The following is a 14,625-nucleotide window of genomic DNA, read 5'->3' as shown; positions in this document are numbered from 1 at the left end:
TCAGCCCGCCGAGACGGAGGTGGCGGTCAGTTCCTCCGTACGGCGCCGGCGCACGGCCCAGAAGATCCCGGTGCCGGCGGCGACGGTCACGCCGACGCCGATGACCCCGGCGAGGCCGCCGGACAGCCGGTCGTCGTCGACGTTCTCGACGCCGTAGTCGGCGAGCGGGGAGCCGGCGGCCGCGTGGTCCTCGACCTTCGCGTCGATGCCCTTGTCTGCGGCGACCTTCTCCAGGCCGTCGGGGCTGGCGGAGGCGTAGTAGGAGACGAACCCGGCGAGGACGAGCGCGGTGACAAGGCCGGTCGCCCACACCTTGCGGGTGGAGCGGGCGGCCACCGGGGTGGCGGCGGCCGCGGGGGCGTCGACGAGCTCGCCGCCGACGCGCAGCTTGAGCGGCGCGGTCAGCCCGTGGGCCCCGTGCACCAGGTCGGGCCGTACGGCGATCACGGCGCCTACGGTCGCGGCGGTGATGGCGGCCTCGCCGATGCCGATGAGCACGTGCACGCCGACCATGGCGGTGAACACCTTGCCGATGGCCACGTCCGTGGTGCCGCCGATCGCGTAGACGGCGGTGAAGGCCGCGGCCGCGGCGGGCACCGAGAGCAGGGCGCCCGCGAAGGCGGCCACGGTCACGGAGCGGCGGGTGGGCGGCAGGATCCTGACCAGCCCGCGGAAGATCGCGTAGGCGACGACGACGGTGACGACGCCCATGACGGTGACGTTCACGCCGAGGGCGGTCAGTCCGCCGTCGGCGAAGAGGATGCCCTGCATGAGCAGGACGACGGACACGCACAGCACACCGGTGTAGGGGCCGACGAGTATCGCGGCGAGGGCCCCGCCCAGCAGGTGGCCGCTGGTGCCTGCGGCGACCGGGAAGTTCAGCATCTGCACGGCGAAGATGAAGGCGGCGACGAGGCCGGCGAGCGGCGCGGTGCGCTCGTCGAGCTCGCGGCGGGCGCCGCGGAGGCTGACGGCCACCGCGACGCCGGCCGCCACTCCGGCGGCCACCGAGACGGGTGCGTTGATGAAACCGTCGGGCACATGCATGGAGTGGCTCCGCTTCCGTACGCCTTGACGCAGTCTTTAACCGTTCAAGAATAGTGCCCAATTGCAAACCGTTGGCAAGAGCGAGTCCGTCACAAAAACGCCCGTGCGGTTTCGTCGGAATGTGCGAGGCTGGAGGGCAAACGGACGCAAATGTTCCGATTTCGAGGAGCCTGGTCGATGTCAGCCACCGCCGAGAATCCACCAGCCGCCGCTACAGCGACCGCCACCGCGACCGCCGTCACCATGACCGCCGCCCCGTCCACGACCACCAAACCGGTCGAGGAGCGGGTCTGCGCCCGGGTGATCACGGACGATCCCCTCTACCGGACCATCCCGGTCGCCCTGCGCTTCGCGCCCGCCGAGCCGCTGGCCGTACGGATCGTCTTCCCGGCCGATCTGTCACCCGAGGGCACCGACAACGAGTGGGTCTTCCCCCGCGCCCTGCTGGAGGCCGGCCTCCAGGCGCCGACCGGGACCGGGGACGTACGCATCTGGCCCTGCGGCCGCGTCCAGGCGGTGGTCGAGTTCCACTCCCCCGAGGGCGTCGCCGTGATCCAGTTCGACATCGCCGCGCTGCGCCGCTTCCTGCGCCGTACGTACGCTCCGGCCGGCGCCGCCACCCGTAGGGCGTAGGGCGCGGGCACGGAACGGGCCCGGCCCCGCACCGCCTGGTGAGCAGGCGGTGCGGGGCCGGGCCGTCCTGTCGGCCGGACGGTGCGGGGTCAGGCGTTGACCAGCTCGCGGTCCTTGTCCGGGCCTTCGGGCGACTGCGCGGACTGCGAGAGGTGCTTGCGCAGGCTCTCGCCCTCCACGTCCACGTTCGGCAGCATCCGGTCCAGCCACTTCGGCAGCCACCAGGCCTTGTGCCCGAGCAGCGCGAGCACCGCCGGGACGATGGCCATGCGGACCACGAAGGCGTCGAAGAAGACGGCGACGGCCAGACCGAAGCCGATCATCTTGACCATCTGCTCGCTGGCTCCGATGAAGCCCGCGAACACCGCGATCATGATGACGGCGGCGGCCACGACGACCCGCGCGCTGTACTGGAAGCCGGTCACCACGGCCTGGCCCGGGCGCTCGCCGTGGACGTACGCCTCACGCATGCGGGTGACGAGGAAGACCTCGTAGTCCATGGCCAGACCGAAGACGACGCCCACCATGAAGATCGGCATCATCGACATGATCGGGCCGGTCTGCTCCACGCCGAAGAGCGAGCCGAGCCAGCCCCACTGGAAGACCGCGACGACCGCGCCGAGGGCGGCGACGACCGAGAGCAGGAAGCCGAGGGCCGCCTTGAGCGGGACCAGGATCGAGCGGAACACCAGCATCAGCAGCAGGAAGGCGAGGCCGACGACGAGCGCCAGGTAGGGCAGCAGCGCGTCGTTCATCTTCTGCGAGAAGTCGATGTTCATCGCGGTGGCGCCGGTGACGAGGACGTCGTCGCCGCTGCCGTCGCGGATCTCGTGGACCAGGTCCTCCGTCTGCGTGGAGGACGGACGGTCCTTCGGGATGACGGTGATGACCGAGGCGTCGCCGCTCTCGTTGGGCGTCGGCGGGGTGACCGCGACGACCCCCTCCAGGCCCTTGATCCGGTCGACGGTGGAGTCGGCGAGGGCCTTGTCCCCGTCCACGACGACCATCAGCGGGCCGTTGAAGCCCGGGCCGAAGCCCTCGGACAGGAGGTCGTAGGCCTGGCGCTGGGTGGTGGAGACCGGCTGGGCGCCGTCGTCCGGCAGGCCCATCTCCAGCTTGCTCGCCGGGATGGCGATGACGCCGAGGCCGATCACACCGGCCAGCAGCACCATGACCGGACGGCGCAGGACGAAGCGGGCCCAGCGGGTGCCGCCGTTGGCCTTCTTCTCGTCGGCCGGCTTGCCCTTGCCGAACAGCCTGCTCTTCTCGCCGGCGGGCAGGACCTTCTTGCCCGCGAAGCCGAGGATGGCCGGGACCAGGGTCAGGGCGACCAGGACCGCGATGACCACCGTGCCGGCGGCCGCGACGCCCATCTTGGTCAGCATCGGGATGTTGACGACGGCCAGGCCCACCAGGGCGATGACCACGGTCAGACCGGCGAAGACAACGGCGGAGCCGGCGGTTCCGGCGGCCCGGCCGGCGGCCTCGTCCCGCGCGCGGCCCTCGGCGAGCTCCACGCGGTAGCGGGAGACGATGAAGAGCGCGTAGTCGATGCCGACGGCGAGGCCGATCATCATCGCGAGGGTGGAGGTGGTCGAGCCGAGGTCCAGCACGTTGGCGAGCGCGGTGATGGAGGAGACGCCGATGCCCACGCCGATCAGGGCGGTCAGAAGCGGCAGCCCGGCCGCGATCAGCGAGCCGAAGGTGATCACGAGGACGATCGCGGCGACCATGATGCCGATGATCTCGCCGGAGCCGGTCTCGGGGGCCGCCATCAGCGCGTCACCACCGATCTGGACGTTCAGGCCGGCCGCCTTCGCCGCGGTGCCGGAGCCCTTCAGCGCCTCGCGGGTCTCGTCCTTCAGCTCCATGCCGCTGACGTCGTACTTGGCGCTGACGTAGGCGGTGGAACCGTCCTGGCTCACGGCCTGGGCCTGGTACGGGTCGGCGACCGAGGAGATCTGCTCCGCGCCCGGTCCCGTCTTCAGCCCGGCGACGATCTTCTCGACCTCGGCCTTGGGGCCGGGGTCGGTGACCTTGGCGCCCTCGGGGGCCTTGATGACGATGCGGGCGGTGGCGCCGTCGGCGGCCATGCCCGGGAACTTCTTGTCCAGCAGGTCGAAGGCCTTCTGGGCCTCCGTGCCGGGTATCGAGAACGAACCGGAGGTGGGGGCGCCGGCCGAGGCCGCACCGAAAACGGCGGCGAACAGCAACGCCACCCAGATGAGGGCGACCAGGCCGCGGCGCCGGAAGGCGCCCCTGCCGAGTCGGTAGAGGAAGGTAGCCACGTCGGTGGTTCTCCCGTTCAGGTCGTGGGATGGATCCGGATGGATCAGGGCGTAGAGAGCCGGCCCGACGACGAGAGCGGCGTGTCAGGAGCAGCGGGGAGCGGTGGAGACGAAGGGGACGGGGTGGATCAGACGCCGAGGGCGGGGAAGACCACGGCATCGATGAACTCACCGAGGAACGCCCGGTCCACGGGACGGTCCTCGATCAGCGGGAGCGCGATGAACGCCCCGATGAGCATGTGCGGTACGAAATCCAGGGCCGGACAGTCCGGTCGGATCTCGCCCCGGTCCACCGCGCGCTGGAGCATCGCCTGGAGACCGTTGATCTCCGGGTCGACCAGCAGGTCGCGCAGGGCCTTGTGGAGCTCCGGGCTCTCGTGGACGGCATGGGCCAGACCCCGCATCAGCGCGGTGTCCTTGGCCATCTGGGCGTCGTCCGAGTGCTCCACCATGCGCGCGAAGTCTCCGCGCAGGGTCCCCGTGTCGATCTCCCGCAGCGAAACGGGCTGCGTGCACCGCAGGGCCTTGGCGACCAGTTCCGGCTTGCTCCCCCACTGGCGGTAGAGGGTGGCCTTGCTGGACTTCGTGCGGGCGGCGACCGCGTCCATGGTCAGCGCCTCGTAGCCGACGTCACGCAGGAGGTCGAGGACCGCCTCGTGCAGTTCGGCCTGCCGTTCGGGGGTGATCCGGCTGCGCCGGGCCGCCATCGCCTCGGTCATCTCCGTGCCTCCGTCCGAACGCGCCCCTTATCGAAACGAATGGGTTCCGTACGTTGAGACGATACCCCCACCGCAAGCGAAACGAAACCGTTCCGTTTCGCTTGAGGGAGTGGCATGGATCACCTGTACGAGTTGCCAGGGGCCCCCACCGCGGAAAGCATTGGGGGGTGAGTCACGACGTCGCGTACCTCCGGTTCCCGCACCTGCACGACGACCTCCTGTGCTTCGCCACCGAGGACGACCTCTGGGTCGCCCCGCTGGTCCCCGACGGGCAGACGCCCGGACGGGCCTGGCGGATCACCGTCGACCGGACCCGGGTCAACCACCCGCGGTTCTCCCCGGACGGCAAGCACATCGCCTTCGCCACCTGGCGCACCCTCGACCCCGAGATCCACCTCGCCCCCGTCGAGGGCGGGCCGGCCCGGCAGTTGAGCCACTGGGGTGCCATCGACACCCGGGTCTGCGGCTGGGACCCCGACGGCAACATCCTGGCGGTCTCCTCACGGGGACAGCCGTTCTCCTACTACTCCTGGGCCTACAAGCTGCCCACCGACGGCAGCCCCGGCGGGCGCCTGCCCTGGGGGCCCGTGTCCGACATCCAGGTCGCCGACATCGACGGCGAGCACCGCACCCTGCTGCTCACCGGCAAGCCCCCGCACGAGCCCGCCGCCTGGAAGCGCTACCGCGGCGGGGCCACCGGCCGGCTGTGGCTGCACGGCCGGCAGCTGCTGGAGGACGTCGAGGGGCACCTCGACGCGCCGATGTTCGTGGGCGGCCGGATCGCCTTCCTCTCCGACCACGAGGGCATCGGAAACCTGTACTCCGTCCTGCCCGACGGCACCGACCTGCGCCGCCACACGGACCACGAGGAGTTCTACGCCCGGCACGCCTCCAGCGACGGCTCCCGGATCGTCTACCAGTGCGCCGGGGAACTCTGGCTCGTCGAGTCCCTGGCCCCCGACGCCGTGCCGCGCAGGCTCGAGGTCCGCCTCGGCGGCCCCCGCGCGGGCCGGCGCACGTACCAGGCGTCGGCGGCCAGCAACGTCGACTCGCTCTCCGTGGACACCACCGGCCGGGCCAGCGCGGTCGTGGTGCGCGGCAGCCTGTACTGGCTGACCCACCGCGACGGGCCCGCCCGGACCATCGCCGACACCCCGGGCGTGCGCGTGCGGCTGCCGGAGATGCTCGGCAGCGGCGGGCAGGTCGCCTACGTCACGGACGCCGAGGGCGAGGACGCGATCGAGATCGCCTACCTGCCCCGGGCCTCCGGGGAGCGCGAGCCGCGCCGGCTGGCCTCGGGCGAGCTGGGGCGCGTCACCGAACTCCTCTCGGACCCGGACGGGGAGCGGCTCGCCATCGCCTCCAACGACGGACGGCTGCTGCTCGTCAACGCGACGGAGGAGTCCGACGGGGAGGTCACCGAGCTGATCCGGTCCATCAACGGACCCGTCACCGACCTGGCCTTCTCCCCCGACGGTGCCTGGCTGACCTGGTCGCATCCGGGCATCGGCCGTTCGCTGCGGCAGATCAAGATGGCCCGCATCTCGGGACCGGGGGCGCGAACCATCGTCGACGTCACCAACGGCCGCTTCGAGGACGAGAATCCGGTCTTCACCCGGGACGGGCGCTACCTGGCCTTCCTGTCGTGGCGCGGTTTCGACCCGGTCTACGACGTCCACACCGGCGACCTGTCGTTCCCGCTGGGCTGCCGCCCGTATCTCGTACCGCTGTCCTCCGCGACCCCCTCCCCCTTCGCGCTCTCCGCCGAGGGCCGGCCCGCGGCGGGGGGACTGGACCCGGTCGAAGGGGACTCGGCCGACGGCGACGGCTCCGTGACCGTGGAGGTGGAAGGGCTGGAGAGCCGGGTCACTCCCTTCCCGGTGTCCGCGTCCAAGTACTCGGCCCTGTACCCGGTGCACGGCGGCGGGCTGGTGTGGCTGCGCTGGCCGATCTCGGGCGCGCTCGGCGAGACCTTCGCCAACCCCAACGACATCAGCGGCAAGCCCACGCTGGAGCACTTCGACCTCACCAAGGCCCGCAAGACCGAACTGGCCTCGGGACTGGACTGGTTCGCGGTCAGCGGCGACGGCACCCGGCTGGTCGTCAACGACGACGGGGACCTGCGCGCGGTCCCGGCGACCGAGTCGGGCGACAGCGACTCGACCGTCTACCTGGACCTGCGGCGCATCCTGCACGAGGTGGACCCGGCGGCCGAGTGGCGTCAGGCCTTCGAGGAGGCCGGGCGGATCATCCGCGCCTACTTCTGGGAGCCGAAGATGTGCGGCATCGACTGGGACGGGGTGCTGCGCCAGTACCGCCCCCTGGTCGAACGGGTCGCCTCACCCGACGAGTTCGCCGACCTGCTGCGCGAGGTCCTCGGCGAGCTCGGCACCTCGCACGCCTACGTCTCCCCGGCACGCCGCAACGAAGGTCCCCCGCACTACCAGCGGGCGATCGGCCTGCTCGGCGCCAACCTCTACCCCAAGGACGGGACCTGGGTGATCGCCCGGATCCTGCCCGGCGAGTCCTCGGACTCCAAGGCCCGTTCCCCGCTGGCCGGCACCGGCATCCGGGAGGGCGCCGTGCTCACCCACGTGGACGGACGGCCCGTGGACCCGGTGGCCGGACCCTATCCGCTGCTGTCGGCGGCGGGCGGGACCACGGTCGAGCTGACCTTCCAGCCCGCGGAGGGCGAGGGCCCCGCCCGGCGGGTCGCCATCGTGCCGCTGATCGACGAGCGGCCGCTGCGCTACCAGGACTGGGTGTCCAAGCGGCGCGAGGTGGTCCGGGAGATCAGCGGCGGCCGGTGCGGCTACCTCCACATCCCCGACATGGGCGGCTCGGGCTGGGCGCAGTTCAACCGCGACCTGCGGATGGAGATGTCCCGCCCCGCGCTGATCGTGGACGTACGCGGCAACGCGGGGGGCCACATCAGCGAGCTGGTGGTGGAGAAGCTGACCCGCTCCATCCTCGGCTGGGACCTGACGCGTGACGCCCAGCCGGTGTCGTACGCCTCCAACGCGCCCCGCGGTCCGATCGTGGCGCTGGCCGACGAGGCGACCTCGTCCGACGGGGACATGATCACCGCGGCCTTCAAACTGCTGGGGCTGGGCCCGGTGGTGGGCCAGCGCACGTGGGGCGGCGTGGTCGGCATGACCGGCCGGCACACCCTCGGCGACGGCACGGTGATCACGGTGCCGATGAACGCCGCCTGGTTCCCGGAGTACGGGTGGTCGGTGGAGAACCACGGCGTGGAACCGGACCTCGCGATCCTGCGCACCCCGCTCGACTGGGCGGAGGGACGGCACGCCCAACTGGACGACGCCGTGCACCTGGCACTGGAACTGCTGGAGCAGGACCCGGCCGCGGTGCCGCCCGGCTACACGGACGTACCGGACCGGCGCCGTCCGAAGCTGCCGCCGCGGCAGTAACGCGCCCCCGGCAGAGGGGCATGCGGAAGGGGCGCGATCCACACCATCGGGGATCGCGCCCCTTCGCAGGTCCTGCGGCAGTCCGGTCAGGCGTCGAACTCGTCGCGCACCGGGTCCGCTTGGTCCTGCTGCGGCCTGCGCTTCGACTTCTCCTGGAGCTTGGCGGTGCGCTCGGTCGTCGCGTCCTTCGCGCCCTCGGCGCCGTCCTGCGCCCTGTTCCTGAGCTCGTCGGCCTTGTCCTGGAACTGGTCCTTGATACCCATGCTGTTCACTCCATGAGGGGTGTTGGTGGTGGGGCCTCGACCAGACTTGCATGGGCGGACAAAGGTCGCATTTCGATCAGTGACGCTGCGTACGCTCCTTCTCGTCCGCCGCCCCGCCGGCCCCCACAAGTCCCTTGGAGACACCGGACAGCCGCGGCTCGAAGCGCTTCATCTCGCGCTGTCCGACCGTGGCGATGAGCCCGGGCAGGTAGCCGCGCATCCCCTGCATCCCGCGCAGCCACCACTGCGCGTACACGTGCGGGGAGCGCCGCTCGATGCCCGCGACGATCCGGTCGACGGCGGGGCCGAGCGGGTACGTGCGGTTCGACGGCCAGGGCAGCCGCTGGCGCAGCTCCCGCATGACCTCGTCCTGGTCGGCTCCGCGCACCATGTCGGTGTCGGTCCAGGAGAGGTAGCCGACGCCGACCTTGACCCCCTTGTGGCCGACCTCGGCGCGCAGGCAGTGGGCGAAGGCCTCGACGCCCGACTTGGACGCGCAGTAGGCGGTCATCATGGGCGCCGGGGTGATCGCGGCGAGCGAGGCGATCTGCAGGAAGTAGCCGCGGCTCTCCGTCAGTACGGGGAGGAAGGCGCGGGCGGTGACGGCCCCGCCGATGAGGTTGACCTCGATCACGCGCCGCCAGGCGTCGGGGTCCGAGTCGGCGAACGGCCCGCCGGCGGCCACGCCCGCGTTGGCGACGACGATGTCGACCTTGCCGAAGCGCTGCTTGACCTCCTGCGCAACGCGGGCCATGGCCTCGTGGTCGGTGACGTCGGCGTACCAGTGGTCGCTGTCGGTGTGCAGCCGCTCGGAGACCTCCTTGAGGGCCTTCGGCTCCAGGCCGACGAGGGCGATCCGCGCACCGCGTGCGGAGAGCTTGCGGGCGAGCAGCTCGCCGACCCCGCGGGCGGCGCCGGTGACGACGGCGACCTGGCCTTCCAGACTCCTGCGAGCACTCACGGCGTCTTCTCCTTCTCGGTGGTGTCGAGATACAGCTCGGTCAGCTCCCGCAGGGCCCGGGTGACGGCCTCGGGCGCCTCGACCGGGGTCATGTGCCCCATGCCGGTGAGCTCGGTGAGGCCCACGCAGTTCGGCAGTGCGGCGGCGAGCCCGCGGGCGTGCGCGATCGGGGTGAGCCGGTCCGCGGTGCCGCCGATGACGGCCGTGGGCACGGAGAGGCGGGCCACCTCTGCGTCGAGGTCCAGCCCGGCCAGCACCTGGGACCATGCGTGGCGCACTCCGGTGGGGCAGGCGTGGACGATGCGGGCGCACGCCTCGACCCTGTCGGGCGCGGAGCCGGGGCCCATCGTGGCGTACTTCAGGATCTTCCTGGCGACGGGCGTGACCGGCCCGAGGGGGGCGCGGGATCCGAGGACCACGCCGGTGATACGGGTCCGGGCGCGCCCGGCGCGCACCGGCAGCACCTGCGCCTGCGCGACCAGCCGGGAGCTGCCGGTGCTGCACAGCAGGGCGGCCGCGGCGTGCTCGGCGAACTCGGGCCGGCCGGCCGCCGCCATGATCGTCATACCGCCCATGGAGTGCCCGGCGACGACCGCCCGCTCCCCGGGGGCGAGGGTGGCACCGAGCACGGCCACGAGGTCGTCGGCGAGCGCGGTGGTGCTGTGAGCCCGGGCGGCGGGGCTGCGCCCGTGGCCGCGCTGGTCGTAGGCGATGACCCGGTGGGTGGCGGCCAGGGCCCGTATCTGCGCGGCCCAGAACGCGGTGGAGCAGGTCCATCCGTGCGCCAGCACCACGGCCGGCGCCCCCTCGTCCCCGTGCACCTCGACGTGCAGGCGGGCCCCGTCGGCGGAGTCGGCGACGAGCTCGCGCCGCGCGGCGGGCGGCGAGTAGGGCCCGGAGACGACTTGCGTCAGCCGACTCACGCGACCCCCTCCGCCCCGTCGGCGAATCCGGCCCCGCCGGCGTTCGAGGCGCGGGCGTCCGGGGGCAGGGTCCCCGGCAGCGGCGCCGCACCGGCCCCCACGGCGCCCCCGCGGGAGCGACGCGGCGGCTTCGGCGCGGCGGCAGCCTCCACGGCAGCCGCCGCGGCGGCCGGGACCTGCTCGCGCTCCCGTACCCGTACGACCTCGTACTCGGCCAGATCGACGCTTCGCGTCTCCCGGCGGAACTCGCCCGTCGTGCCCGGCCAGACCGTCGTGTTGCGGCCCTGCGCGTCCAGGTACCAGCTGGTGCAGCCGCCGGTGTTCCACACGGTCCGCTCCATGCGGGCCTGCACCTGCCGGTTCCACCGGTTGACGGCGGACGGCCGGGCGCCGAGCGCGACCTTCCCGCCCAGCATGCCGAGCTGGCGCAGGTAATCGGCCATGTAGTTGAGCTGCGACTCGATCATCAGGATCATGGAGCTGTTCCCGAGCCCGGTGTTCGGGCCGATGATCGTCATCCAGTTGGGGAAGCCGGCCGCGGTGGCCCCGCGCAGCGCCTGCATCCCGTCCTTCCAGGCGTCCGCGAGGGTCTGGCCGTCCGCGCCGACCACCCGGTCGGCGATCGGCATGTCCGTGACGTGGAAGCCGGTGCCGAAGATGATCGCGTCGACCTCGGTCTCGGTCCCGTCGGCGGCGACCAGCACCGAGCCGCGGATCTCCTTGAGCCCGGAGGCGACCAGGTCCACATCGGGCCGGGCCAGGGCCGGGTAGTACTCGCTGGAGAGCAGGATCCTCTTGCAGCCGATCCGGTAGGACGGCGTCAGCTTGGCGCGCAGCGCCGGGTCCTTGATCGAGCGGGCCATGTTGGCCTTGGCCAGCGACTCGATCAGCCCGAGCTGGTTCGGCCGCTTGGTGAAGGCGCTGACCTGGAGCTCCCGGATCCCCCACAGCAGCCCGCGGCGGGCCGCCCGGGTGAAGGGCAACTGGCGGTGGAGCCAGCGCTCGACGGCGGTGATGGCCCGGTCGGTGCGGGGCATGACCCACGGCGGGGTCCGCTGGAAGAGGGTGAGGCGCTCCACCTCGGGGGCGATGGCGGGCACGATCTGGATGGCGGAGGCGCCGGTGCCGATCATGGCGACGCGCTTGCCGCGCAGGTCGTAGTCGTGGTCCCAGCGGGCGGAGTGGAAGACCTTGCCGGGGAACTCGGCGAGGCCGGGGACCTCAGGCATCTTCGGGTCGGAGAGCGGGCCGGTCGCCGAGACGACGACGTCGGCGGTGAGGTGCCCGGCGGAGGTCTCGATCTCCCAGCACAGCTCGTCGGCGTCCCAGCGCATCATCCGGACCTCGGAGTTCAGCCGGATGTGGCGGCGCAGCCCGAAGGTGTCGGCGACGTGCTCCAGGTAGGAGCGGATGGCCGGCTGGCCGGAGAAGGTGCGCGGCCAGTCCGGGTTGGGCGCGAAGGAGAAGGAGTACAGGTGCGAGGGAACGTCGCACGCGCAGCCCGGATAGCTGTTGTCCCGCCAGGTACCGCCGACCGAGTCGGCCCGTTCCAGGACGACGAAGTCCGTGATCCCCTCGCGCCGCAGCCGTACGGCCGCGCCGAGCCCGCCGAAGCCCGACCCGATCACCGCCACCCGTACGTGCTCGCGCCCGCGCTCGTCCTTGCCACCCATGCCCGCCGCCTTCCGCATCATCCGCAGATACCATCGGAACATTGCCAGCAATCACTGGCACAATCGGGAGGGTAGAGCAGCCCCGTACTCATGGGTAGGGGTCACGCCGGGAAAGTTACTGCCGGTACGCCATAAGGTGCGCCTGTGGCGAAGGATGAGACGGAAGCGAAGACGGAAGCCAAGACGGTGCGCGAGTACCGCACGGAGGAGCTGGCCGAGGCGGCCGGCATCCCGGTCCGCACCCTGCGCTTCTACCGCGAGCGCAAACTCCTCCCACCGCCGCGCCGCGAGGGGCGGATCGCCTGGTACGACGACCACCACCTGGCCCGGCTGCGCACCATCGCGGCCCTGCTGGAGCGCGGGCACACCCTCGGCGGCATCGCCGAGCTGACGGCCGCCTTCGAGAGCGGCCGCGACGTGAGCCAGCTCGGCGAGCTGCTCGGCATCGGCTGGTCGGAGGAGACCCCGGTCCGGCTGACCCCGGAGGCGCTGGCCGACTACTTCGAGGGCGAGGTCACCCCGGAGAACCTGGCGGCCTCTCTCGACCTCGGCTACCTCGCCGTGGACGGCGACGCGATCGTGCACGTCAGCCGGCGGCTGCTGGACGTCTCCTCGGCGCTGGTCCGCGAGGGCGTCCCGCTGGCGGCGGTCCTGGAGACGGGGCGCCGCGTCCGCGAACACGCGGACGCGCTGGCGCTCCTGTTCACCGAGCTGATATCGACCCACATCTCGCCGTCGCAGGACGCGCTCACGCGGCTGCGGCCACTGGCGAAGAGCGTGGTCGAGGCCGAGCTGACGATGGCGATGGACCGCCTGCTGGCCTCCGCCGCCGGTCAGGAACCGAGCTCGTAGACCACGGTCACCGGCGCGTGGTCCGACCAGCGCTCGGGGTGGGTCTCGGCCCGCTCCACGAACGCCTTGACGGCCTTCGCCGCCAGCCCGGGCGTCGCCACCTGGAGGTCGATCCGCCAGCCGGCGTCGTTGTCGAAGGCGCGGCCCCGGTACGACCACCAGGAGTACGGGCCCTCGGTGTCCGGGTGCAGCTCGCGCACCACGTCCACGTACCCGGCCTCGGCGTACACCTTCCCGAGCCACTCCCGCTCCTCGGGCAGGAAGCCGGCGTTCTTCCGGTTCGTCCTCCAGTTCTTGAGGTCGGTTTCCCGGTGGCAGATGTTCCAGTCACCGCAGACCACGACCTCGCGCCCGTCGGCGGCGGCCCGCACCTTCAGCGCGGCGAGGTAGGTCAGGAACTCGCCCATGAACCGGTACTTCTCGTCCTGCTTCTCCGTCCCGGCCTCACCCGAGGGCAGGTAGAGGCTGGCCACGGTCACACCGGGAAGGTCGATCTCCAGGTACCGTCCGGCCGTGTCGAATTCCTCACTGCCGAATCCGGCCTGCACCCGCTCGGGCGCCCGCCGCGTGTAGAGAGCGACACCGGCCCGCCCCCTGGCGGCGGCCGGCGCGAACACGGTGTGCCAGCCGGCGGGGGTCCGGACCTCGTCCGGAATCTGCGCTTCCTCGGCCCGCACCTCCTGCAGGCAGACCACGTCGGCGTCGGAGCCCTCGAGCCACGCCCCGAAGCCCTTCTTGGCGGCGGCGCGGATCCCATTCACATTCACGGACGTCACAGTGATCAAAACCAGCTCCCCACGTCGCACAAAACGGGAGCAGCCTACCCGCCGGACCTCCGGCCGAGCGTTCCCGTCTCACGGCGGGCACGCGGGCCCGGCGGGGCGGTTCCGTACGATGTTCAGATGCCTCACCGGATCCAGCTCCGCACCGTGCCCTACGACCACCCGGACGCGGTCGAACTCAACGACCAGGTCCAGCTCGAATACCGGGTGCGGTACGACGGTGAGGGCGACGCGACCTTCCTGGACCCGGCGATGTTCGCCCCGCCGCGCGGCCTGTACCTCCTGGCGTACGACGCCACGGGCGCCCCGGTGGCGAGCGGCGGCTGGCGCATCCAGGACGAGAACGACCAGGGCTACTCGGACGGCGACGCCGAACTCAAGCGCATGTACGTCGTCCCGGAGGCCCGCGGCCTGGGCCTGGCCCGCCGCATCCTGGCCACCCTGGAAGCCGACGCCCGCGCGGCGGGCCGCCTCCGCATGGTCCTCGAAACGGGCGACCAGCAGCCGGAGGCGATAGCCCTCTACCTCTCCTCGGGCTACACGATGTCCCGGAAGTTCGGGCACTACCGCTTCCACGACTCCAGCCGCTGCATGACAAAGCCCCTCGCGCCCTGACACGCCCTCGCACCGCTCGGCGCCGGGCCGCCTCCAGGCTTCGGCCGCTGCGCGGGACTCCGGCCCCGCGACGGCCGGCCGGCGCACCGTCCACCCCCGCCGCACCGTCCAGCCCCGCCGGCATTCGAGGCGCGGGGCCGGGGGCGGAGCCCCGATCTTCCAGCCCCGCCGGCGTTGGAGGCACGGGGTCCGGGGCGGAGCCCCGGCAGCCGGCGCGCCGCCGGGCTACCGCGGAAGCCAGACGGCGGCGTCCGTCCCCCACCGGGACGGCCCCACCGCCCACTCCCCGAAGGGACTGGCGGCGTGCCGCAACAGCCCGTACCCCGACGCCGTCTCCCGAAGCCACGGCCCCGCCGCGTACCCCTCGGCCGCAGAGGGAGAGGCAGGCGCCAGGTCCCGCACCAACCACGACGCCGTCCCCGCGAGCGAGAACCGCAG

At 72.2% G+C, this 14,625-nt stretch carries 12 protein-coding genes; 4 read left to right on the top strand and 8 right to left on the bottom strand.

Annotation, left to right across the window (positions count from 1 at the left end):
• Window positions 1-1,047 carry an energy-coupling factor ABC transporter permease gene (locus PV721_RS15390; protein ID WP_319724375.1) on the bottom strand — a complete coding sequence of 349 codons (1,047 nt, stop codon included), beginning with the start codon at window positions 1,045-1,047 and terminating at the stop codon, window positions 1-3.
• Between the two features lie 177 nt (window positions 1,048-1,224).
• On the opposite strand from PV721_RS15390, the gene PV721_RS15385 reads away from it, so the two are divergent.
• Window positions 1,225-1,680, top strand: coding sequence for an SsgA family sporulation/cell division regulator (locus PV721_RS15385; RefSeq protein WP_319724373.1), 456 nt, complete (start codon window positions 1,225-1,227; stop codon window positions 1,678-1,680).
• Window positions 1,681-1,769: 89 nt separating this feature from the next.
• On the opposite strand, the gene PV721_RS15380 is transcribed toward PV721_RS15385, so the two are convergent.
• Both PV721_RS15380 and PV721_RS15375 read right to left on the bottom strand, forming a co-directional pair.
• On the bottom strand, window positions 1,770-3,968 hold the full coding sequence (locus PV721_RS15380; RefSeq protein WP_319724371.1) for an MMPL family transporter: 2,199 nt from the start codon (window positions 3,966-3,968) through the stop codon (window positions 1,770-1,772).
• A gap of 128 nt (window positions 3,969-4,096) precedes the next feature.
• Window positions 4,097-4,687, bottom strand: coding sequence for a TetR/AcrR family transcriptional regulator (locus tag PV721_RS15375; protein WP_319724370.1), 591 nt, complete (start codon window positions 4,685-4,687; stop codon window positions 4,097-4,099).
• Window positions 4,688-4,854: 167 nt separating this feature from the next.
• On the opposite strand from PV721_RS15375, the gene PV721_RS15370 reads away from it, so the two are divergent.
• The gene (locus PV721_RS15370) at window positions 4,855-8,118 is read left to right on the top strand and encodes a S41 family peptidase (protein ID WP_319724368.1); all 3,264 of its coding nucleotides are present in this window, start codon (window positions 4,855-4,857) and stop codon (window positions 8,116-8,118) included.
• Window positions 8,119-8,204: 86 nt separating this feature from the next.
• On the opposite strand, the gene PV721_RS15365 is transcribed toward PV721_RS15370, so the two are convergent.
• The 4 genes from PV721_RS15365 to PV721_RS15350 form a co-directional block, all read right to left on the bottom strand.
• On the bottom strand, window positions 8,205-8,381 hold the full coding sequence (locus tag PV721_RS15365; RefSeq protein WP_319724366.1) for a hypothetical protein: 177 nt from the start codon (window positions 8,379-8,381) through the stop codon (window positions 8,205-8,207).
• Window positions 8,382-8,457: 76 nt separating this feature from the next.
• Window positions 8,458-9,342: an SDR family oxidoreductase gene (locus PV721_RS15360; RefSeq protein WP_319724364.1), complete on the bottom strand. Its 885-nt coding sequence runs from the start codon at window positions 9,340-9,342 to the stop codon at window positions 8,458-8,460.
• A complete protein-coding gene (locus tag PV721_RS15355) occupies window positions 9,339-10,265 on the bottom strand; it encodes an alpha/beta hydrolase (protein ID WP_319724362.1) in 927 nt (308 codons plus the stop codon). The genes PV721_RS15360 and PV721_RS15355 overlap by 4 nt, the downstream gene beginning before the upstream one ends.
• The gene (locus tag PV721_RS15350; protein ID WP_319724360.1) at window positions 10,262-11,938 is read right to left on the bottom strand and encodes an NAD(P)/FAD-dependent oxidoreductase; all 1,677 of its coding nucleotides are present in this window, start codon (window positions 11,936-11,938) and stop codon (window positions 10,262-10,264) included. Before PV721_RS15350 ends, PV721_RS15355 begins: the two co-directional genes overlap by 4 nt.
• A gap of 144 nt (window positions 11,939-12,082) precedes the next feature.
• On the opposite strand from PV721_RS15350, the gene PV721_RS15345 reads away from it, so the two are divergent.
• Window positions 12,083-12,790: a MerR family transcriptional regulator gene (locus PV721_RS15345; RefSeq protein WP_319724358.1), complete on the top strand. Its 708-nt coding sequence runs from the start codon at window positions 12,083-12,085 to the stop codon at window positions 12,788-12,790.
• Here PV721_RS15345 and PV721_RS15340 read toward each other — a convergent pair.
• The gene (locus PV721_RS15340) at window positions 12,772-13,575 is read right to left on the bottom strand and encodes an exodeoxyribonuclease III (protein WP_319724356.1); all 804 of its coding nucleotides are present in this window, start codon (window positions 13,573-13,575) and stop codon (window positions 12,772-12,774) included. The genes PV721_RS15345 and PV721_RS15340 overlap by 19 nt on opposite strands.
• 117 nt (window positions 13,576-13,692) lie before the next feature.
• Between PV721_RS15340 and PV721_RS15335 the strand changes: the two genes are divergently transcribed.
• A complete protein-coding gene (locus PV721_RS15335; protein ID WP_319724354.1) occupies window positions 13,693-14,187 on the top strand; it encodes a GNAT family N-acetyltransferase in 495 nt (164 codons plus the stop codon).
• Window positions 14,188-14,625: the final 438 nt, after the last annotated feature.

It is taken from the genome of Streptomyces sp. MB09-01 (assembly GCF_033794505.1).
In the GTDB taxonomy this organism is placed as follows: domain Bacteria; phylum Actinomycetota; class Actinomycetes; order Streptomycetales; family Streptomycetaceae; genus Streptomyces.
Note: the sequence above shows the minus strand (reverse complement) of the source record. Positions and strands in the feature narration are given on the sequence as shown.